The organism is Bradyrhizobium sp. UFLA05-109 (genome assembly GCF_054185165.1).
Map to the genome: position 1 here is coordinate 69,937 of NZ_JBBIAR010000012.1, position 16,929 is coordinate 86,865.

Below are 16,929 nucleotides of genomic sequence, written 5' to 3' on the forward strand. Positions count from 1 at the left end.
ATTTACGCGGGCGCAAGCGCTCAAAACCTACACTGCGCCTGTCACCTCAAACACGTTGCTTTGCCATGGCCAATACCGTCTGGACGATCGAAGAATTCTCCTGCCCGAGCTGCAGCATGAACTACACCGCGACGAGGGAAGAGCACGAGACCAGGCACGCCGGCAGTTTCAAGTGCAGCGTCTGCAACGCAGTGGTCCACACCTGGTCCGGAAATCATCATTACTTCGGCTGGGAGGCCATCAAGGCGAAACCGCCGGTGTTCGGCCGGCGGTGGGCCGGCGTGCGCTGGTAGGCATACCCGGTAGACGCGTCTTCGCCGGACTTGGGTTCTCACTCAGCCGATCCGGGAACCTTGCGGGGTCGAGCGGCTTGTCAGGTTGCAATGAGCACCATGGCAAACCTACTCGCGCGCAAGCAGGAGCTGTTAGAGCGACTCCAGGGCGCCCCCGGCCCGCATGAGCGCGATCAAATCGAACGCCTCATCGAGCAGGTCGATACCGCGCTCAATCTGCTCGAGGACAGCGGCCAGGACCACAGCGACCAAGACCGCAGCGACGGGCCCTGATGGTCCTCTGCCGCGTTGCGGATCTGTTCCCGCGGAACGAAATCCCCACGCGACCCGTTGAGAGGACGGGCTGACCTTAGAAGCCTAGCAAGGGGCCACGTCGATGCCGATCGATCCTGACCGACGCAAGCGCCACAGCGAATTCTCGATGGACGATTTCTTCCTGTTCGTCCTGTCGAGCAGCTTGTGCCTGCTGGTCGTCGCAATCAGCCTCCTGATCCGGATGCCGCCCGGCTCGTGACGGTAGCGCCAATTCGTGCGGCGCCGTTTGCACTCCGTTCACCCCTAAGCCGTTAGATCGGGGGCCGTTTGCCCCTCCGCCGTAGGCTGCCATGCCGGATCTCAACGCCGTCCTCGCCAAGCTCAACGACCGTCTGCTCAGGCTCGAGGGCGAGCTGTTCGTGCTGCGCTCGCTGGCGCGGGCAACGCTGACGGCTGGTGACGATCACGCGGCGCGCATGCGAAAGCTGGTCGAAGCGGCCAAAATCGCGCTCGATGACGAGGCGCTGCGGCCACTCGACAAGCCGACACGGAAATATGTCGAGGCGGCGAGCGCGATGGTCGATGAGCTTCTGGTCGAACCGACCAAGGCACGGCCGCTGTTCACGGTCATCGACGGTGGCAAGGCCGACTAAGCGGTCCTTCGGTCAGGCCACGGCGGGATTAAGCGCCTTCAGCCGGCTCAGGCCGGCCTCTATGATCGCGATCTCCTCATCGACTTGGCCAATGGGCAGGCTGAAATCGTAGCCGGAGCGGCTCTTCAGATCGATCGCCAACCGCTGGCGGTGCATCATCAGTGTGTCGAGGCCACGGCGGTTCTTCAGCCTGACATAGGTGTCGACGATCTGCTCAATCGCGCTCGGCATCCGGTGATTCCAGGAAGGAATAGGCCGCGCCGGATTTGCATACCGGCGGGCCAACTCTTGTGTCGCGGTACGCAATACAAATCCGCGACAGATTCGTCGATACGCCAGGCCGGTTGAGAACCCGTTACGACCCTGCTGGTCCGGCGCTCTTTTGCGCGACGTCGCGCTCAGGACGGTCGCCGCAGTGCGCGACATAGCGATGACGCGGACATGAAAAGGCCGCTGGCAATATCGCCAGCGGCCGGCCGGGTTCGAAAACGGATGCGGGATGAAATGTCTGCCAGCCCCGGGGAAGGCAATCCTAAGAGCAGGCTGGCCGGTCGTTCTGCCCGAAACCGAACACAGGAACCTGGAAATCCCCGGATCATTGCACCTCGACGCAGAAATAAGTCCGCGGCAGCTTGCGATAGGCTGAATACCGATAATAGGGCCGGTACGCGTAACCACGCCGGAGCGCCGGCGGCTCCTCGCCGTAATAGGCGCCGTGATAGAAATTATAGACCGGCCCGAGATCGCAGCGATATTCGCTCCACGCCGGTCCGATGCGGGGCGCCACGCCCGTCTCCGGCGGGATTGCCGGCCAAAGCTCGCCCGCCCCCACAGGCGGCGCGAGCGCGGCAGCAGCGACAACGACGATAATGCATGCATTTCGCATTCAGCAACTCCAAGAGGGCCTTGAAGAGGGCCTTGCGCATGGAAGCACGCGCGCAGCCGGCGGCGCAACGGCGGAGATGCCGGGACGTGGCGACCTCGGACGCGAGCGCGACCAAAGCGCGACGAGGTCACTTTTCCTGAGCGTGCATCAGGAACGAACCGACCAGGCCAATCAGACCCAAGGCCAGCAGCACATATTGAAGCACGGCCAGTTCCTGGCTCGGCGCCTCGGTCGCGCTGGTGATTTCATAGATGAGCACGGCTGACGCAATTCCGCTCATCAGCATCACTCTCGGCCATTTCGACACGGCGATCCCCCATTCGCGTTGCACGCCCGTTGGACGCGATGACCCGACAGCCGGTTCGACAGGCTTGCGTCCCGCGCATTGTTGATAACCGGCGCAAAGGGCTCGCGGGGGGTGACAGGGCCTTATGGCGTGTTATCCGGGGGTGACGAAAGCTCGAGACGGAACCGAGACCCCATGCGCATCACCTTGATCGGCTCCCGCCATTTTGGCGTGATCACCCTGAACATGCTTCGGGAGCACAGCGTGGACATCGCGCGGGTCGTGGTCGCCGATGGCGAGGACCGCCTCGCCACGACCGCCCGCTCGGCGGGCATCGAGGTGGTGGTCCAGGCCAATCCGAAGCTGGTGGCCGCCTCCGAGATTGCGCCCAACACCGACCTGATCATCACCGCACACAGCCATGCCCGCGTCTCCAAGGAGGCGCTCGCCGTCTCGAGGCTTGGCGGCATCGGCTACCACCCGTCCCTGCTGCCGCGTCACCGCGGCAAGGCCGCCGTGGAGTGGACCATCAAGGAGGGCGACGCGATCGCCGGCGGCACGATCTACCACCTCGCCGACCGCATGGACGCCGGCGCGGTCGCCGCCCAGGACTGGTGCTTCGTCAAGAAGGGCGAGACGGCGCGCGATCTTTGGGAGCGCGCGCTGGCCCCGCTCGGCCTGAAGCTGCTTGCGGAAGTCATCGACTACATAAAGGTCCACAAGACGCTGCCGGCAAAGCCGCAAGACGAACAGTTCGCGACCGCCGCGCCGAGCCTGTCCTAAACGCGTCCCGAAGATTCATCCTTAACGTTGCGGATTCGGCCAATCCCGTGCCAAAACGGGCCGAAAATGGGCAAATAAACCATTGTTTCCACAGGAACAATTTTCACTTTGGCGATGCAGCAAATTTCTGTCACATTTCCCCCGAATAAGCGTCAGCATCTCAGACATAGGCAGGACAGAAATTCATGCGTTTTGATCGCATTGCGTTGATTCTTACGGCCGCGATTGCCACCGGTTCGCTCGCAGCGCCCGCGTTCGCCCAAAATCCCTATGACGGCAACTGGCAAGTCACCATCGTGACCAAGAGCGGCTCGTGCGAGCCGACCGCGAGCTCCATGCTGACGGTTTCCGACGGCCGCATCACGGCACCGGGAGCTAACGTTTCCGGCACCATCGGCCGCGAGGGTCTTGTGAAAGTTTCGATCAATGGTGCATATGCCAACGGTCAACTCAGCGGCAACGCCGGATCGGGAAAGTGGAATGGAGCATCAGCAGGCATACCGTGCAGCGGGCGGTGGGAAGCATCGCGCCACTAAACCAACCGAGGCTCGGGTTATGAACCGGCGGCTGCTCGTTGCGGCCGCCGTTTTGTTTGCGGCCGCAATCGCAAATTCGGAAAGCAAGGCACAGTCCGGCCCGTTCGCTGCCCTCGCCGGCACCTGGAGTGGCGGCGGCACCGTCATGCTCGACGACGGATCGACCGAACGCATCCGTTGCCGCGCCAAATACGCGCCCGCAGGTCCCGCAATGGAAATGTCGCTGACCTGCGCCAGCGACGCCTACAAGTTCAACCTCTCCGCCAATGTCCGCGCCGAAGGTAGTGCCATCACCGGCAGTTGGAGCGAGTCCAGCCGCAATATCAGCGGCGTGATTTCGGGCCGCGGCGGCGGCGCAAGCTTCGAGGTCGTCGCCCAGACTGCCGGCTTCAACGCCAGCATCGCCCTGCACACGAGCGGCACCAAGCAGACGGTCACGATGCGGGCCGACAGCCAGTTCCGCGGCGCCAACATCGCGCTCTCGCGCTAGCTTCGATCTGTTTTCGACAAGCGATCCGGCCATCCCGCCGGATCGTTTTTTTATGCCTTCGCCCTGCATCGCTGCATCCGCAGATTTGGCCGTTGCAAACTCACGCCTGGTCGCCGATACCGGCCTGCCCTCTCACGTCCCTCTCCTGCGCCGATGAGCATCACCCCGTCCAAACCGATGGCCGCGCTGTGGATGGCCGGCTGGCTGTCGCTGACGCTGGTCATGGCGGTCGCCGGCCGCGAAGCGGCGCGGAAGATGAACGTCTTCCAATTGATGGAAGTGCGCTCGCTGATCGGTTTCGTCCTGCTCTATCCGATCATCTACCGCGCCGGCGGCTTTGCGACGCTCAGGACCGTTCGCCTGCCTCAGCACATCGTGCGCAACCTGATCCACTACGTCTCGCAGCTCGGCTGGTTCTTCGCCCTGACGGTGATCCCCATCGGCCAGGTAGTGGCGATCGAGTTCACCATGCCGATCTGGACCGCGATCCTGGCGGCAAGCTTCCTGTCCGAGCGCATGACGCCGTGGAAGATTGCCGCAATCGTGCTCGGGCTCGTCGGCGTGATCATCATCGTCCGGCCCGCCACGGGAGAGATCAATCCCGGCCAGCTGATCGCGCTCGGCGCCGCCATGGGTTTTGGCGTGTCGATGGTGCTGGTGAAGTCGCTGGCGCGCACCGAGAGCGCGCTGGCGATCCTGTTCTGGATGATCGTCGTCCAGGCGGTCGCGGGCTTCTTGCCGGCGCTCTATGTCTGGGCCTGGCCACCGACTTATCTCTGGGGCTGGGTGATGGTTGTCGCCATCTGCGGCACATTCGCGCATTACTGCCTCGCCAGCGCGATGCGCTATGCCGACGCCACCATCGTCGTGCCAATGGACTTCCTGCGAGTTCCACTGACCGCGACCGCCGGCTGGCTGCTTTATTCGGAACGGCTCGACGCCTGGACGGTTTTTGGCGCCGTGCTGATCTTGCTCGGCAATCTGCTGAACTTGAAACCGGCCGCGCCGGTTCCCGCCCGCGCGCGGTGAACCAATCCGGCGTCGCCTGCGACCAACCGAAGTAGCAAAGCGTGATCTGGATCACGCTGAAGGGGCGACCTTTCGGGGGACATACTCGGCTATCGGCAAGGATTGGGCGCTGTGGGTGCTGACGCACGGCGTTTTCGTGTAAGTTCGTGCCCATTCGTTGCCGCTTCGAATTCGATTCTGTTGGGGGATTTCAGATGCGCTACGTCACCATCCTTCTTTCCCTGATCTGCATGGCGTTGTCCGTCAGCGCCGCGAAGGCCGACCGTCGTGTCGCCTTCGTGGTCGGCAACGGCGCCTACAAGAACGTCGCGCAGTTGCCCAATCCGCCGATCGACGCCAAGGCGATGGCGGCGACGCTGCGCAATGTCGGCTTCGAAGTGATCGAAGGGTCCAACCTCAGCCGCGACCAGATGACGGAAAAGCTGCTAGACTTCGGCCGCAAGGCGCAGGGTTCCGACATCGCCGTATTCTATTACGCCGGCCACGGCATTGCCGTCGGCGGCACCAACTACCTGCTGCCGGTCGATGCCGACATCAAGTCGGAGATGGACGTCAAGTTAGGGGCCGCCATCAACATCGATCTGACGCTCGACCAGACAATGGGTGACGCCAAGGTCAAGCTGGTGTTCCTCGACGCCTGCCGCGACAATCCCTTCGCCGCAAAGATCAAGTCGAACTCCGCCACCCGCAGCGTCAACGTGCAGAGCGGCCTTGCCGAGATGAAATCCGGTGAAGGCACGCTGATTGCGTTCGCCACCGGCCCCGGCCAGACCGCGCTCGACGGCCAGGAGGGCAACAACAGCCCGTTCACGCGCGCGCTGATCGACAACATCACCAAGCCCGGCATCGAGATCCAGCAGGCGATGACGTCGGTGCGCGCCCAGGTCAACGAAGAGACTCACAAGGGTCAGCTTCCCTGGGGCCACACCAACCTGATCGGCGCCGTCTATCTCAATCCGTCACAGCAGGGCCAGCAGGTGGCCAATGCAGCGCCGACCGCGACGGGCGCAGCGCCGGCCGCTGCAAGCGGCAATACCGATGCGGCCAATGTCGAACTCGAATATTGGCGCTCGGTGAAGGAATCCAACAAGCCGGAAGAGCTCAACGCCTATCTCTCCGCCTATCCGAACGGCCAGTTCAAGGCCCTGGCGCTGGCGCGCATCGCCGCGATCCAGAACGGTCCGTCGACCGCGACCCGTACACTGAACGCCGGTGTCGATCCTGCGACCTTCACCGAGGAAGCGAGCCAGCTCACCGAGGACCAGATCGGTCTCGACAAGGGGAGCCGTCGCGACATGCAGCGCCGCCTCACCGGGCTCGGATTCGACACGAAGCTGACCGGCGTGTTCACCGACGAGACCCGCGGCGTGATCAAGCGCTGGCAGGCCGCGCGCGGCTATCCGGTCTCGGGCTACTTCAACAAACTCCAGCACAAGGCATTGCTCTCAGAGATCGTCGCCACGACCGCGCCCACCGCCAGTAGCGGCACCTCCAGCCAGCAGCCTCCTCGTCGCGCCCCGAGCAACACTGCCAGCGCGCCCGCGCCCGTCCAGCGCAGCGGCGGCGGCGATGCCGCCGGCGCAGCCTTCATCGGCGGCGTCATGGGCGGCATGATGGGCGGCATGTTGCGGCGATAAGACGCCAGGCCACGGCATCAGAGCAGCGACAACAAAAAGCCCGGCTCGCGCCGGGCTTTTTCCTTGTCTCCCCTCATGGTGAGGAGGCGCATCGGCGCCGTCTCGAGCCATGCAGGCCCACGCTCTTGCACCCTGGCCTTCATCCTTCGAGACGCGCGTCCCGCGCTCCTCAGGATGAGGGGCCAGAGCTGACCAAGTTCAGAAATGCTACTTCCCCGCGGCCTTGCGCAGCGCGTCGTTGATACGGTCCTGCCAGCCAGGACCGCCGGACTGGAAGTATTCCAGCACGTCCTGGTCGATGCGTAAGCTGACCTGCTCCTTGATGCCGGGCGTCACGTTCTTCTTCAATGGGGCCTCGGCGACCTTGGTGGTCACCTTCTTGAACGCCGCTTCGGCCTCCGTCCTGGCATCGCCCAGTGTCCGCGGCCGCCTCGGTTGATCCGCCATGTCCTAGATTCCCTCAAACAGAACGGTCGAAAGATAGCGCTCCGAGAACGACGGCACCACCGCCAGGATGGTTTTTCCCGCAGCTTCTGGCCGCTTGCCGATCTGGAGCGCGGCAGCGATCGCGGCTCCCGCGGAGATGCCGCCGGGGATGCCCTCATGTCGCGCCAGCGCACGCGAGGTTTCGATCGCAGTCGTCGAGTTGACCTTCACGATCTCGTCGATCACCGAGCGATCGAGAATGTCGGGAATGAAGCCCGCGCCGATGCCCTGGATCTTGTGCGGGGTATGCTGACCGCCTGACAGCACCGGGCTCTCCTCCGGCTCGACGGCCACGACCTGCAAGGACGGCTTGCGGGGCTTGAGCACTTGGCCGACGCCCGTGATGGTCCCGCCGGTCCCGACACCGGCGACGAAGAAATCGATATTGCCGCCGGTATCGTTCCAGATCTCCTCGGCGGTCGTGCGGCGGTGCACCTCGGGATTGGCGAGGTTCTTGAACTGCTGCGGCATCACCGAATTCGGCGTCGTCTTCAACAGCTCCTCCGCGGTTGCGATCGCGCCCTTCATGCCCTGCGCCGCCGGCGTCAGCACGATTTCGGCGCCGAGGAAGGCCAGCATCTTGCGCCGCTCGATCGACATGGATTCCGGCATCACCAGCTTCAACCGATAGCCGCGCGAGGCCGCGACGAAGGCAAGCGCGATGCCGGTATTGCCGGACGTCGGCTCGATCAGCACCGTATCTGGCTTGATGATGCCCGCCTTTTCCATTGCGATGATCATGGCTGCGCCGATGCGGTCCTTCACGCTCGCGGCCGGATTGAAGTATTCAAGTTTTGCGAGAATGGTCGCATTCACCCCTTGCAGGCCCGGCAACCGGCGCAGACGCACGATCGGCGTGTCGCCGAAAGCGTCGACGATCGAGTCATAAACCCGGCCGCGGCCGGCTGCGTGCACTGCACTCGTGGTGGACGATGCGTCCATGATGAACTCCCTATGGCAATAATGTTCGCTTTATCAGCGATCTTGTTCAGTTAGAGGCAGCGTGCGACGACACGCAAGCAACAAAGAGATGCACCGCAAATCGCTGCACCGCAAAATCGCTCAAAGATTAAATATCAGAAAACCAACGCATTTGTGTTGCGACCTCGTCAACGAACTCTGCTTATGTTAGACTTACGTCCAACAGCAGGGAGGTCCCACGATGTCAGCAGTTGCTGAACTCCTGACGACCGTCGCGCGTAACCGCGATCCACGTTGCAGCGATTTGCCCACCTGTCCCGTCTGCGCCGACTCCATGGTCGCCGCCGAAGCCTCCGCCTATGTCTCAGACCACGTGATCAGCTATCTCTGGACTTGCGATACCTGTGGCTATGGCTTCGTGACCAAGCATTCGGTCAAACCGTACACTTGCAATTGATCTCTATTGTTCGAGCATGATCCCCGCGCAAGCGCTTTGCGTTTGTCGCGAGGGAAACCGCTATACACTTTGCGCCAACGCGGCCCTTCGGGTCCGGATCAAGCTCTAGCGTGGGGCGATGTCGCCCCGCGCCCAATCTTCCCGCGTACGCTGATAGAATTCTTCGAACTTGCCGTGTGCGATCGCCTCCCTGATGCCCTGCATCAGAAACTGGTAATAGGCGATATTGATATCCGACAGCAGCATGGCGCCGAGCGTCTCGCCTGACTTGACGAGATGGTGAAGATAGGCGCGCGCGTAGTTGCGCGCCGACGGCCATGCGCTTTCCTCGTCGAGCGGCCGCGGATCGTCGGCGTGGCGTGCGTTGCGCAGGTTCACCTGGCCAAAGCGCGTGAAGGCGACGCCGTGGCGGCCATTGCGCGTCGGCATCACGCAATCGAACATGTCGATACCGCGCTTCACGGCTTCGAGAAGATCATCTGGCGTGCCGACGCCCATCAAATAGCGCGGCCGGTCGGACGGCAACGCCGGTGCCGTCTCGTCGATCATCGCCAGCATCACATCCTGCGGCTCGCCGACCGCGAGCCCGCCGATCGCGTAGCCGTGAAAGCCGATCTCGACCAATCCTTCCGCGCTCGCATGCCGCAGCGACGGAACGTCGCCGCCCTGCACGATGCCGAACAGCATGTAGCCTGCAGGCGCGCTCTCGAAGGCGCGCTTGCTCCGCTCCGCCCAGCGTAACGACAACCGCATCGCGCGCTCGATGTCGTCGCGCTCGGCCGGCAGCCGCACGCACTCGTCCATCTGCATGGCGATGTCGGAGCCGAGATAGCGCTGCACCTCGATCGAACGCTCGGGCGACAATTCGACCTTGGCGCCGTCGATATGCGAGCGGAAGGTGACGGCCTTCTCGCTGACCTTGCGCAAATCCGACAGCGACATCACCTGAAAACCGCCGGAATCCGTCAGCATCGGGCCATTCCAGCCGGTGAACTTCTGCAGGCCGCCGAGCGCTGCGATGCGTTCCGCGCCCGGACGCAGCATCAAATGGTAGGTGTTGCCGAGCACGATGTCGGCGCCGGCCTCACGTACCTCGCGCCAATGCATGCCCTTCATGGCGCCCGCGGTGCCGACCGGCATGAAGGCGGGCGTGCGCACCACGCCATGGGGCGTGGTCAGGCGGCCGGTGCGCGCCGTGCCATCGGTTGCGAGCAGTTCGAAATGGTTGGGAAGACCATGATCGGGAAGATTCATGGCGCTGCTTATTGCGTGCCGGCGGGAGCCGATCAACCACCCAATGTGCAGGGCCCACGCCCCAGGTCCGACACAATAGCGCCCTGCCGCAGCCCCAGCCTTCCACTTGTTAAATAAAACGATACCGTATAGTTTTAGTACCAGGGGCAGGATGGGAATGCCGCTGGCGACGACGCTGGCGGCGCGTGCGTGGTGGTGACAGACGGCGAATGCCTTCCCCTTCATTTTTGATCGGATCGATCCCGTTCGACGGCGGGATCGGCAGAACGGGCATGCGCCTGCTCCGCTCGGCCGCCCTGCTCTGCGGCCTGGCGCTGGCCGGGTGCACGACCCTGCCGCGGACGCCATATTCGGCAGCTGATGCGAGCAGCTCGCGCGTGCTGGATATCGACGGCCTGCGCCGCTACACCGACGAGCCCGTCAGCAAATTCCGCGTCGGCAAGGACGACACCGCAGCGACCACGACCTACCTGGCGCTATCCGGTGGCGGCGCCGACGGCGCCTATGGCGTCGGCGTGCTGAACGGCTGGACCTCGGCCGGCACGAGGCCGGTGTTCTCGGTCGTCTCGGGCGTCAGCACTGGTGGTCTCATCGCACCGTTCGCGTTCCTCGGACCACAATATGACGACACGCTCAGGGAGCTCTACACCAGCGGCATCGCGGAGAGCCTGCTGAACGATCCCAGCATCATGCGCGTGCTGTTCGGATCCGGCCTGTTCGGCAACACGCGGCTGCGCGAGCTGGTCGCCCGTTATGTCGGGCCGGAGATTTTGGCGCAGGTCGCGCGCGAGCATGCCAAGGGACGCAAGCTGCTCGTCGTGACCACCGACCTCGACACCCAGCGCACCGCCGTCTGGGACATGGGCAAGATCGCCGCGCTCGGCACGCCCGAGGCGCTCAAACTGTTTCGCGATGTGATGGCGGCGTCCGCCAGCATTCCCCTGGTGTTTCCGCCGATCCTGATCGAGGCAGAAGGCCAGGGCCGGCACTTTCAGGAGATGCATGTCGACGGCGGCGTGACAGCGCCGGTCCTGACGCTGCCCGAAGACCTGCTGTTTCACGGGCGCCTGCCCGGCAACAGCCGGGTGAACATCTACATCCTCGTCAACAAGAAGATCGAGCGCACCTTCGAGCTCGTGCCCAACGGCACGATCGAGGTCGCCTCCCGCAGCCTGTCCTCGATCACGCAGTCGCAGACGCGCTCGGTGATCTTCTCGACCTACGATTTCGCGCGCCGCAATCACCTCGGCTTTCACCTGTCCTATATCGAGCGCGATTATCCCTCGCCGCCCTCGCAAGGGTTCGACACCGCCTATATGCGTGCGCTCTACCAGTATGGGTACGAGAAGGCGGCCGCCGGCCGCGCCTGGAGCTCGACACTTCCCTAAAGCATGATCCGGACCCGAAGGGCCGCGTTGGCGCAAAGTGCGACGCAGTTTTCCGAAAAGATCATGCGCAAACAACAACCTAAAGCGCGATGGCGTTTCATCCTAATTTCATCGCGCTTTACAACACCACGGGTGTCGGCGGAACGGCGCCGTGCCGAGACGGTTGATGATGAGGCCGATTCGGCCAAATTCGCGGTGACGCCCCTCTTGCTGCGCGTTATAGAGCGATGACGATGATCACGATCGCGCAGGAATCATTGGGCATGGGATTGACTGCGACCAAGACAAGAGCGGCGAAACGAGAGGTCCCGAGATCGCGCGGCGGCCGGCCGACCAAGAGCGCCGCCATCGAACGCGACCAGCGGCTGATCGAGGTCGCAACACGCCTGTTCCTCGACCGCGGCTATGACGCGACCTCGCTGGATGCCGTGGCGGAAGCTGCCCGGGTCAGCAAGCCCACGGTGTACGCGCGCTATGGCGACAAGCGCGGATTGTTTGCCGAGGTTTTGAGACGCGAGATCGCCCGCTGGCTGGCGCCACTTGCCGAGGCCGCCGAGGTGCAGCTCACGCGCCCCTCGGACATTTCGGTCGAGCAGCGCCTGATCGAGATCGGGCGCGAGATGCTGATGTTCACCTGCGGTCCCGACGCCGTCGCCTTCAGCCGTATGATGACGTCACAGGCCATCAACTTCCCCGACATCGCCAAGCTCGGCAAGGAGGAAGGCTGGATGAAGGCCGTCGCCACGACGGCGCGTTTCTTCGATCATCTGGTCGCGCAGGGCGCGATGGATCTCGAGGATACCGGCATCGCGGCCGAGGTCTTTCTCGACGTGGTCGTCGGCCATACCCATCGGATGGCGACGTTCGGCACACCGCTTGAGATGAAGACGGCCGAAAAGCGCATGCGCTCGGCAATTCGGCTGTTCCTGGCCGGTGCGCTCGGCCCCCCGGGCCGAGTCCAGGCCATCTCCAAAGGCGCGGTTCGGCGCCGCCCGTCCCGCTGACAGATTCGTGACCGGTTAACTCCGACGCTTGGGCGAATTGCGTCTTGATCGTAATAAAACGATACGGTATGGTTTAGTTTATAAGCGAGGTACGGGCTGATGCCTTCCCAGCCCCTGGCAGGCCTGTACCGTTCTTAAGACTTTGATCGTTGCAACATCCTACGCTGTTGCAACGCTCCGCGGCCGACCAGTTGCCCCCGGTCGGCCGCGCAATTCTGTTCAAGACAGCCCGGACCATCCGCCGGCAGAGTCAGACTCAAGGATGGAGAGTTCAAGAATGCGTGTGCCGAAATACTGGAGACAGTTGCTCGCGATCGCCCTGCTGGCGATCCTGCTCCCTGCCCCGGTCTATGCAGTCGCGGCGTCGTCCAACGCGGCGGCTTCGCTTCGGACCGAGGCCGACGACAGCAACGTCCAGGACCAGCGAGCGGTCGAGCGCGAGCTCGCGATGTTCCGCGGCTCCGCGATCTCGCTGAGGCAGGCGATGGCGATCGCCGAGGCGCAACACGCGGGCTCGACGACGGCCGACGTCAGTTTTGACGGCGCCGCAGCTTCGCCGGTCTACCGGGTGAAGACGCTGCACAATGACCGAGTCTGGCAGCACGCGATCGACGCCACCACCGGCAAGATCGTTGGCGGCGCCGCCGCGTCACCCCTCGACGAGTTCGATGCCGATGACCGCAGCAACCTCGCCACCCTCAAGACCATCCAGCATCGTCTGGCCGACGCCGTGCGCGTGGCTGAGCACGCGGCCTCGGGCAAGGCGATCAGCGGCGGCATGGTCCGCGAGGGCGGCCGGCTGAATTTCGCAATCGTCGTCATGAGCGGCAACGACCTCAAGGAGGTCATCCTCGAGCCGCCGGGCGCCGCGAGCCGGCGGTAAGGCGAGGCGCCTATCCCGTTACAGCCCGGATCGGGCTGAAAAGCCGTTGACGGCGACAAAACTCTCCCGCATAAGTCGCCGCCATGATGACCGCGACGAAACGCACGACGAAAACCACCACGGCCTTCGGGGCCCGGGGAGGCGTGCGCGCGTAGTCGTCGACTTTACGCATCAGCTCAACCGAAGCCCCGCCCTCGTGGTCCGGGGCTTTTTTATTGTCTGCACGCATGATCCGGGAAAGTGGACTCCGGTTTTCCGACAAGATCATGCGCAAATCGAATGGAGGAGAATGTGAGTAACGATCCCGTCGTCGCGATTGTCGGCGTCACCGGTGCGGTGGGCGCCGAATTCATCGCCACCATGGACAAGCGTGGCTTCCGCGTCGGCAAGCTGAAGGCGCTGGCCAGCGCCCGCTCCGCCGGCAAGACGGTGTCGTTCCGCGGCCAGCCGGTCGTGATCGAGGAGCTGGGCGAGCGCTCCTTCGACGGCGTCGACATCGCGCTGTTCTCCGCCGGTGGCAGCATCTCGAAGAAGTACGCACCGCTCGCGGTGAAGTCCGGTGCTGTCGTGGTCGACAACTCCTCCGCCTTCCGCATGGACCCGAACGTGCCGCTGGTGATCCCCGAGATCAACGCGAGCCGCATTCGTGAGCACAAGGGCATCATCGCCAACCCGAACTGCGCGGCCATCACTGCGCTGGTGCCGCTCTGGCCCATCCACCAGAAGAACCGCATCAAGCGCGTGATCATCTCGACTTACCAGGCCGCCAGCGGCGCTGGTGCTGCCGCGATGGAGGAACTTGTCGAATCGACCCGCGCCAACCTCAACGGGCAGGTCTATACGCCCAAGGTGATGCCGCACCCCTACGCCTTCAATCTCTTCAACCACAACACCGCCGTTGATCCCGAGACCGGCTACAACGACGAGGAGACCAAGGTCATCAAGGAGACCCGCAAGATCTTCGAAGACGAGAAGATCGCCATCGGCGTCACCTGCGTCCGCGTGCCGGTGCTGCGCGCCCATTGCGAGGCCATCACCTTCGAATGCGAAAAGCCGATCACCGAGGACCAGGTCCGCGCGATCATGGCCCAGGCGCCCGGCGTGAAGGTCGTCGACGATCGGGCCAAGAACTATTTTCCGATGCCCATCGATGCCTCCGGCCAGGACGACGTCCTCGTCGGCCGCATCCGCAAGGATCTCAGCGATCCGAGCGGCCACTCGATCTCGATGTTCGTGGCAGCAGATCAGCTCCTGAAGGGCGCGGCGCTCAACGCCGTGCAGATCGCCGAGCTGCTGCCGCAGCGCGTGATGGCGTAGCGAGGAAGATGCGTAGGGTGGGCAAAGGCGCGCCAGCGCCGTGCCCATCTCTTCTCTCGCAATTGCTGAAAGATGGTGGGCACGCTTCCGCCTTCGCTCTTCGAGCTACGGCGGACAAGTCGCTTTGCCCACCCTTCGTGCTGACTAATGCGCTTTGGAGGGCGCGGCCGGAGTCGAACCGGCTCGTGGCGGTTTTGCAGACCGCAGCGTTCCCATTTCGCCACGCGCCCCTTAGGTCTCGGTATCGCAAACATCCACCGATCTGTCCACTACCTCAGGGCGTGTGGCGCAGAAGGATCGCTTCACTCCCGCCCACGAACTAGCAGGCACGCGTCGCCATACGAATAGAACCGATATCCCACCGCGATGGCATGCGCGTAGGCTTGCTTCATCGCCTCGAGCCCAGAGAATGCCGACACCAGCATGAACAGGGTCGAGCGGGGCAAGTGGAAATTCGTGAGCAGGATATCGACAGCACGGAAGCGATAGCCGGGGGTGATGAATATCGCCGTGTCGGCCGAGAACGGCCGGATCGTGCCATCCTCATCCGCTGCGCTTTCCAGGAGCCGCAGCGACGTGGTGCCGACCGCGACGATGCGGCCACCATTCTTGCGCGCGCTGTTCAGCACGTCCGCCGTCTCGGCCGAGATCGTCCCCCATTCGGCATGCATCTTGTGGCCTTCGGTGTCGTCCACCTTCACCGGCAGAAACGTTCCGGCGCCGACATGCAGCGTCACACGGTTGATGCCAACGCCGCGCGCGCGTAACGCCTGCTCCAGGGCCGGCGTGAAATGCAGGCCGGCGGTTGGCGCTGCGACGGCCCCCTCATTCACGGCGAACATGGTCTGGTAGTCGGCCGCGTCTTGCTCGTCCGGCGTGCGTTTCGAAGCGATGTAGGGCGGCAGCGGCGGGCTGCCGAGATCGGCGATGGCCTGATCCAGCGTCGGCCCGTGGAACGAGAACGACAGCGTCACCTCGCCTTCGCCGCCCTTGGCTTCGACCTCTGCGTCGAGATGACCGAGCAGGCAGACCTTGCCCTCGTTGCCGAAGCGGATGCGGTCGCCGGCAACGAGCTTTTTCGCCGGCCTCACCAGCGCCTGCCAGCGCGAGCCGTCGAGCCGCTTGATCAGCGTCGCCTCGATCTTCGGCTCGGTCTCGCGGCCGATGCGGCGGCCCTTGAGTTGGGCCGCGATCACCTTGGTGTCGTTGACGACGAGCTGGTCGCCCTGCTTCAGCCATTGCGGCAGATCCGAGATGAGCTGATCGCGTAGCGCGCCGCCCTCTACGACCAGCAGCTTCGCAGAGTCGCGCGGATGCGCCGGGCGCAGTGCGATGCGCTCGGCGGGCAGGTCGAAATCGAAGAGATCGGTGCGCATACTCAGAACTTGTCATCGCCCGCGCAGGCGGGCGATCCAGTACTCACGATCATAGTCTAACCACCGCCGGTGATTACTGGATGCCCCGCCTGCGCGGGGCATGACACCAGCAAAGCCCGCCTACTCCTTGTCAGCCGCCATGCGCGCCTTGACGATCTTGTCGGGATTCATCACGGGTTCGCCGCGCTTGATCTTGTCGACGTTCTCCATGCCCGCGGTGACCTTGCCCCACACGGTGTACTGGTTGTCGAGGAAACGGGCGTCGTCGAAGCAGATAAAGAACTGGCTGTCGCCGGAATCGGGGTTGGCGGCGCGGGCCATCGAGGCGGTGCCGCGCACATGCGGCTCCTTGTTGAACTCGGCCTTCAGCTTCTTGCCGGAGCCGCCCGTGCCGGTGCCGTGCGGGCAGCCGGTCTGTGCCATGAAGCCGTCGATCACGCGATGGAACACGATACCGTCGTAGAAGCCCTCGCGGACCAGCTCCTTGATGCGCGCAACATGGCCAGGCGCGAGGTCGGGCCGCATCTCGATGGTGACGGGGCCCTGCGTGGTTTCGAGGATCAGGGTGTTTTCGGTGACGCTCATGCTTTTCTCTCTGGGGTTGGGGGTGAAGTCTTCCGGCCGTGGAACTGGACCGCGAATGGACGCCCCGCAGCGGCGCCGGCCATCGTTTCGGTAAATGGCATCGGCGTGCAGCGTTGCAATGCCTCCATCACGGCGATCCGGTATTGCAGCCGGTCATCGTCCGAGGCGTCCTTGGATTCATAGGTAATCCGCGGATGGCCCAAAATCTCTCCGGCGCGGTTAAAGCTCACGACGACGGTGATGTCGATGGGGCGAGCCTTTGCAGGCGGCGGCGGCTTCCAGCAGAGGCCCAGCCGCACAAAGACATCGCGGATGGTATTGACCTTGTCGTCCTCCGCAGACGCGCTCGTGATGCCGAGCAGTAGCACCGCGGCAGCTGCGAGGAGCTTTTGGCCGCGGCGCGCCATCGT

At 63.8% G+C, this 16,929-nt stretch carries 25 protein-coding genes and 1 tRNA gene; 15 read left to right on the forward strand and 11 right to left on the reverse strand.

What is annotated here, in order from left to right; genetic code table 11:
* Window positions 1–65 precede the first annotated feature (65 nt).
* From Q3C01_RS11045 to Q3C01_RS11060, 4 genes are all read left to right on the forward strand, one after another.
* The gene (locus Q3C01_RS11045) at window positions 66–293 is read left to right on the forward strand and encodes a hypothetical protein (protein WP_458145351.1); all 228 of its coding nucleotides are present in this window, start codon (window positions 66–68) and stop codon (window positions 291–293) included.
* 90 nt (window positions 294–383) lie between these two features.
* Entirely contained in the window at window positions 384–566 is a 183-nt protein-coding gene (locus Q3C01_RS11050; RefSeq protein WP_458145352.1) for a hypothetical protein, read from the forward strand.
* Between the two features lie 103 nt (window positions 567–669).
* Window positions 670–807: a hypothetical protein gene (locus Q3C01_RS11055; RefSeq protein WP_458145353.1), complete on the forward strand. Its 138-nt coding sequence runs from the start codon at window positions 670–672 to the stop codon at window positions 805–807.
* Window positions 808–898: 91 nt separating this feature from the next.
* Window positions 899–1,201: a hypothetical protein gene (locus tag Q3C01_RS11060; protein ID WP_458145354.1), complete on the forward strand. Its 303-nt coding sequence runs from the start codon at window positions 899–901 to the stop codon at window positions 1,199–1,201.
* A 12-nt stretch (window positions 1,202–1,213) separates the two neighbouring features.
* On the opposite strand, the gene Q3C01_RS11065 is transcribed toward Q3C01_RS11060, so the two are convergent.
* The 3 genes from Q3C01_RS11065 to Q3C01_RS11075 form a co-directional block, all read right to left on the reverse strand.
* The gene (locus Q3C01_RS11065) at window positions 1,214–1,432 is read right to left on the reverse strand and encodes a hypothetical protein (protein WP_458145355.1); all 219 of its coding nucleotides are present in this window, start codon (window positions 1,430–1,432) and stop codon (window positions 1,214–1,216) included.
* A 364-nt stretch (window positions 1,433–1,796) separates the two neighbouring features.
* Complete coding sequence (locus tag Q3C01_RS11070; RefSeq protein ID WP_458145356.1) at window positions 1,797–2,087, reverse strand: hypothetical protein; 291 nt, start codon at window positions 2,085–2,087, stop codon at window positions 1,797–1,799.
* Window positions 2,088–2,214: 127 nt separating this feature from the next.
* Window positions 2,215–2,367 carry a hypothetical protein gene (locus Q3C01_RS11075; protein WP_458145357.1) on the reverse strand — a complete coding sequence of 51 codons (153 nt, stop codon included), beginning with the start codon at window positions 2,365–2,367 and terminating at the stop codon, window positions 2,215–2,217.
* A gap of 201 nt (window positions 2,368–2,568) precedes the next feature.
* Here Q3C01_RS11075 and Q3C01_RS11080 point away from each other — a divergent pair, with 201 nt between their 5' ends.
* The 5 genes from Q3C01_RS11080 (at window position 2,569) to Q3C01_RS11100 (ending at window position 6,848) form a co-directional block, all read left to right on the forward strand.
* On the forward strand, window positions 2,569–3,156 hold the full coding sequence (locus Q3C01_RS11080; protein WP_458145358.1) for a formyltransferase family protein: 588 nt from the start codon (window positions 2,569–2,571) through the stop codon (window positions 3,154–3,156).
* Window positions 3,157–3,341: 185 nt separating this feature from the next.
* A complete protein-coding gene (locus Q3C01_RS11085; protein ID WP_458145359.1) occupies window positions 3,342–3,692 on the forward strand; it encodes a hypothetical protein in 351 nt (116 codons plus the stop codon).
* On the forward strand, window positions 3,637–4,182 hold the full coding sequence (locus tag Q3C01_RS11090; protein WP_458145360.1) for a hypothetical protein: 546 nt from the start codon (window positions 3,637–3,639) through the stop codon (window positions 4,180–4,182). The genes Q3C01_RS11085 and Q3C01_RS11090 overlap by 56 nt, the downstream gene beginning before the upstream one ends.
* Before the next feature lie 153 nt (window positions 4,183–4,335).
* Window positions 4,336–5,211 (forward strand): DMT family transporter, encoded by an 876-nt coding sequence (locus tag Q3C01_RS11095; protein WP_458145361.1) that lies wholly within the window; start codon window positions 4,336–4,338, stop codon window positions 5,209–5,211.
* A gap of 194 nt (window positions 5,212–5,405) precedes the next feature.
* The gene (locus tag Q3C01_RS11100; RefSeq protein ID WP_458145362.1) at window positions 5,406–6,848 is read left to right on the forward strand and encodes a caspase family protein; all 1,443 of its coding nucleotides are present in this window, start codon (window positions 5,406–5,408) and stop codon (window positions 6,846–6,848) included.
* A 207-nt stretch (window positions 6,849–7,055) separates the two neighbouring features.
* Here the strand turns inward: Q3C01_RS11100 and Q3C01_RS11105 are convergent, their stop codons facing one another.
* Both Q3C01_RS11105 and cysK read right to left on the reverse strand, forming a co-directional pair.
* On the reverse strand, window positions 7,056–7,295 hold the full coding sequence (locus tag Q3C01_RS11105; protein WP_458145363.1) for a BrnA antitoxin family protein: 240 nt from the start codon (window positions 7,293–7,295) through the stop codon (window positions 7,056–7,058).
* A 3-nt stretch (window positions 7,296–7,298) separates the two neighbouring features.
* Window positions 7,299–8,276 (reverse strand): cysteine synthase A, encoded by a 978-nt coding sequence (cysK, locus tag Q3C01_RS11110; protein ID WP_458145364.1) that lies wholly within the window; start codon window positions 8,274–8,276, stop codon window positions 7,299–7,301.
* Between the two features lie 220 nt (window positions 8,277–8,496).
* On the opposite strand from cysK, the gene Q3C01_RS11115 reads away from it, so the two are divergent.
* Entirely contained in the window at window positions 8,497–8,712 is a 216-nt protein-coding gene (locus Q3C01_RS11115) for a hypothetical protein (RefSeq protein WP_458145365.1), read from the forward strand.
* 105 nt (window positions 8,713–8,817) lie between these two features.
* Here the strand turns inward: Q3C01_RS11115 and tgt are convergent, their stop codons facing one another.
* Window positions 8,818–9,966: a tRNA guanosine(34) transglycosylase Tgt gene (gene tgt, locus Q3C01_RS11120; protein ID WP_458145366.1), complete on the reverse strand. Its 1,149-nt coding sequence runs from the start codon at window positions 9,964–9,966 to the stop codon at window positions 8,818–8,820.
* A gap of 272 nt (window positions 9,967–10,238) precedes the next feature.
* Between tgt and Q3C01_RS11125 the strand changes: the two genes are divergently transcribed.
* The 4 genes from Q3C01_RS11125 to Q3C01_RS11140 all read left to right on the forward strand — a co-directional run bounded on the left by Q3C01_RS11125 (window position 10,239) and on the right by Q3C01_RS11140 (window position 13,241).
* On the forward strand, window positions 10,239–11,354 hold the full coding sequence (locus tag Q3C01_RS11125) for a patatin-like phospholipase family protein (RefSeq protein WP_458145367.1): 1,116 nt from the start codon (window positions 10,239–10,241) through the stop codon (window positions 11,352–11,354).
* 63 nt (window positions 11,355–11,417) lie between these two features.
* Window positions 11,418–11,585: a hypothetical protein gene (locus Q3C01_RS11130; protein ID WP_458145368.1), complete on the forward strand. Its 168-nt coding sequence runs from the start codon at window positions 11,418–11,420 to the stop codon at window positions 11,583–11,585.
* Between the two features lie 32 nt (window positions 11,586–11,617).
* Window positions 11,618–12,358 carry a TetR/AcrR family transcriptional regulator gene (locus Q3C01_RS11135; RefSeq protein WP_458145445.1) on the forward strand — a complete coding sequence of 247 codons (741 nt, stop codon included), beginning with the start codon at window positions 11,618–11,620 and terminating at the stop codon, window positions 12,356–12,358.
* Window positions 12,359–12,662: 304 nt separating this feature from the next.
* Window positions 12,663–13,241 (forward strand): PepSY domain-containing protein, encoded by a 579-nt coding sequence (locus Q3C01_RS11140; RefSeq protein WP_458145369.1) that lies wholly within the window; start codon window positions 12,663–12,665, stop codon window positions 13,239–13,241.
* Between the two features lie 10 nt (window positions 13,242–13,251).
* Here Q3C01_RS11140 and Q3C01_RS11145 read toward each other — a convergent pair whose 3' ends face one another.
* Window positions 13,252–13,509, reverse strand: a complete 258-nt coding sequence (locus tag Q3C01_RS11145) for a hypothetical protein (protein ID WP_458145370.1) — start codon at window positions 13,507–13,509, stop codon at window positions 13,252–13,254.
* 11 nt (window positions 13,510–13,520) lie between these two features.
* Between Q3C01_RS11145 and Q3C01_RS11150 the strand changes: the two genes are divergently transcribed.
* On the forward strand, window positions 13,521–14,558 hold the full coding sequence (locus Q3C01_RS11150) for an aspartate-semialdehyde dehydrogenase (RefSeq protein ID WP_458145371.1): 1,038 nt from the start codon (window positions 13,521–13,523) through the stop codon (window positions 14,556–14,558).
* Window positions 14,559–14,713: 155 nt separating this feature from the next.
* Here Q3C01_RS11150 and Q3C01_RS11155 read toward each other — a convergent pair.
* From Q3C01_RS11155 to Q3C01_RS11170, 4 genes are all read right to left on the reverse strand, one after another.
* A tRNA-Cys gene (locus Q3C01_RS11155) sits at window positions 14,714–14,788 on the reverse strand.
* 72 nt (window positions 14,789–14,860) lie between these two features.
* Window positions 14,861–15,934, reverse strand: a complete 1,074-nt coding sequence (gene queA / locus Q3C01_RS11160) for a tRNA preQ1(34) S-adenosylmethionine ribosyltransferase-isomerase QueA (RefSeq protein ID WP_458145372.1) — start codon at window positions 15,932–15,934, stop codon at window positions 14,861–14,863.
* A gap of 120 nt (window positions 15,935–16,054) precedes the next feature.
* On the reverse strand, window positions 16,055–16,519 hold the full coding sequence (locus Q3C01_RS11165) for a peptidylprolyl isomerase (RefSeq protein ID WP_449382537.1): 465 nt from the start codon (window positions 16,517–16,519) through the stop codon (window positions 16,055–16,057).
* Entirely contained in the window at window positions 16,516–16,926 is a 411-nt protein-coding gene (locus Q3C01_RS11170; RefSeq protein ID WP_458145373.1) for a hypothetical protein, read from the reverse strand. Before Q3C01_RS11170 ends, Q3C01_RS11165 begins: the two co-directional genes overlap by 4 nt.
* Between the last annotated feature and the right edge of the window lie 3 nt (window positions 16,927–16,929).

Coding starts and splice junctions, on each gene's coding strand:
- Q3C01_RS11145 (WP_458145370.1), bottom strand. CDS start 13,509: ATGATCTTGTCGGAAAACCGGAGTCCACTTTCCCGGATCATGCGTGCA.
- Q3C01_RS11055 (WP_458145353.1), top strand. CDS start 670: ATGCCGATCGATCCTGACCGACGCAAGCGCCACAGCGAATTCTCGATG.
- Q3C01_RS11165 (WP_449382537.1), bottom strand. CDS start 16,519: ATGAGCGTCACCGAAAACACCCTGATCCTCGAAACCACGCAGGGCCCC.
- Q3C01_RS11090 (WP_458145360.1), top strand. CDS start 3,637: ATGGAGCATCAGCAGGCATACCGTGCAGCGGGCGGTGGGAAGCATCGC.
- Q3C01_RS11105 (WP_458145363.1), bottom strand. CDS start 7,295: ATGGCGGATCAACCGAGGCGGCCGCGGACACTGGGCGATGCCAGGACG.
- Q3C01_RS11150 (WP_458145371.1), top strand. CDS start 13,521: ATGGAGGAGAATGTGAGTAACGATCCCGTCGTCGCGATTGTCGGCGTC.
- Q3C01_RS11125 (WP_458145367.1), top strand. CDS start 10,239: ATGCGCCTGCTCCGCTCGGCCGCCCTGCTCTGCGGCCTGGCGCTGGCC.
- Q3C01_RS11130 (WP_458145368.1), top strand. CDS start 11,418: ATGCGCAAACAACAACCTAAAGCGCGATGGCGTTTCATCCTAATTTCA.
- queA (WP_458145372.1), bottom strand. CDS start 15,934: ATGCGCACCGATCTCTTCGATTTCGACCTGCCCGCCGAGCGCATCGCA.
- Q3C01_RS11095 (WP_458145361.1), top strand. CDS start 4,336: ATGAGCATCACCCCGTCCAAACCGATGGCCGCGCTGTGGATGGCCGGC.
- Q3C01_RS11100 (WP_458145362.1), top strand. CDS start 5,406: ATGCGCTACGTCACCATCCTTCTTTCCCTGATCTGCATGGCGTTGTCC.
- Q3C01_RS11045 (WP_458145351.1), top strand. CDS start 66: ATGGCCAATACCGTCTGGACGATCGAAGAATTCTCCTGCCCGAGCTGC.
- tgt (WP_458145366.1), bottom strand. CDS start 9,966: ATGAATCTTCCCGATCATGGTCTTCCCAACCATTTCGAACTGCTCGCA.
- Q3C01_RS11060 (WP_458145354.1), top strand. CDS start 899: ATGCCGGATCTCAACGCCGTCCTCGCCAAGCTCAACGACCGTCTGCTC.
- Q3C01_RS11135 (WP_458145445.1), top strand. CDS start 11,618: ATGGGATTGACTGCGACCAAGACAAGAGCGGCGAAACGAGAGGTCCCG.
- Q3C01_RS11065 (WP_458145355.1), bottom strand. CDS start 1,432: ATGCCGAGCGCGATTGAGCAGATCGTCGACACCTATGTCAGGCTGAAG.
- Q3C01_RS11070 (WP_458145356.1), bottom strand. CDS start 2,087: ATGCGAAATGCATGCATTATCGTCGTTGTCGCTGCTGCCGCGCTCGCG.
- Q3C01_RS11050 (WP_458145352.1), top strand. CDS start 384: ATGAGCACCATGGCAAACCTACTCGCGCGCAAGCAGGAGCTGTTAGAG.
- Q3C01_RS11080 (WP_458145358.1), top strand. CDS start 2,569: ATGCGCATCACCTTGATCGGCTCCCGCCATTTTGGCGTGATCACCCTG.
- Q3C01_RS11115 (WP_458145365.1), top strand. CDS start 8,497: ATGTCAGCAGTTGCTGAACTCCTGACGACCGTCGCGCGTAACCGCGAT.
- Q3C01_RS11075 (WP_458145357.1), bottom strand. CDS start 2,367: ATGAGCGGAATTGCGTCAGCCGTGCTCATCTATGAAATCACCAGCGCG.
- Q3C01_RS11085 (WP_458145359.1), top strand. CDS start 3,342: ATGCGTTTTGATCGCATTGCGTTGATTCTTACGGCCGCGATTGCCACC.
- Q3C01_RS11170 (WP_458145373.1), bottom strand. CDS start 16,926: ATGGCGCGCCGCGGCCAAAAGCTCCTCGCAGCTGCCGCGGTGCTACTG.
- cysK (WP_458145364.1), bottom strand. CDS start 8,276: ATGGACGCATCGTCCACCACGAGTGCAGTGCACGCAGCCGGCCGCGGC.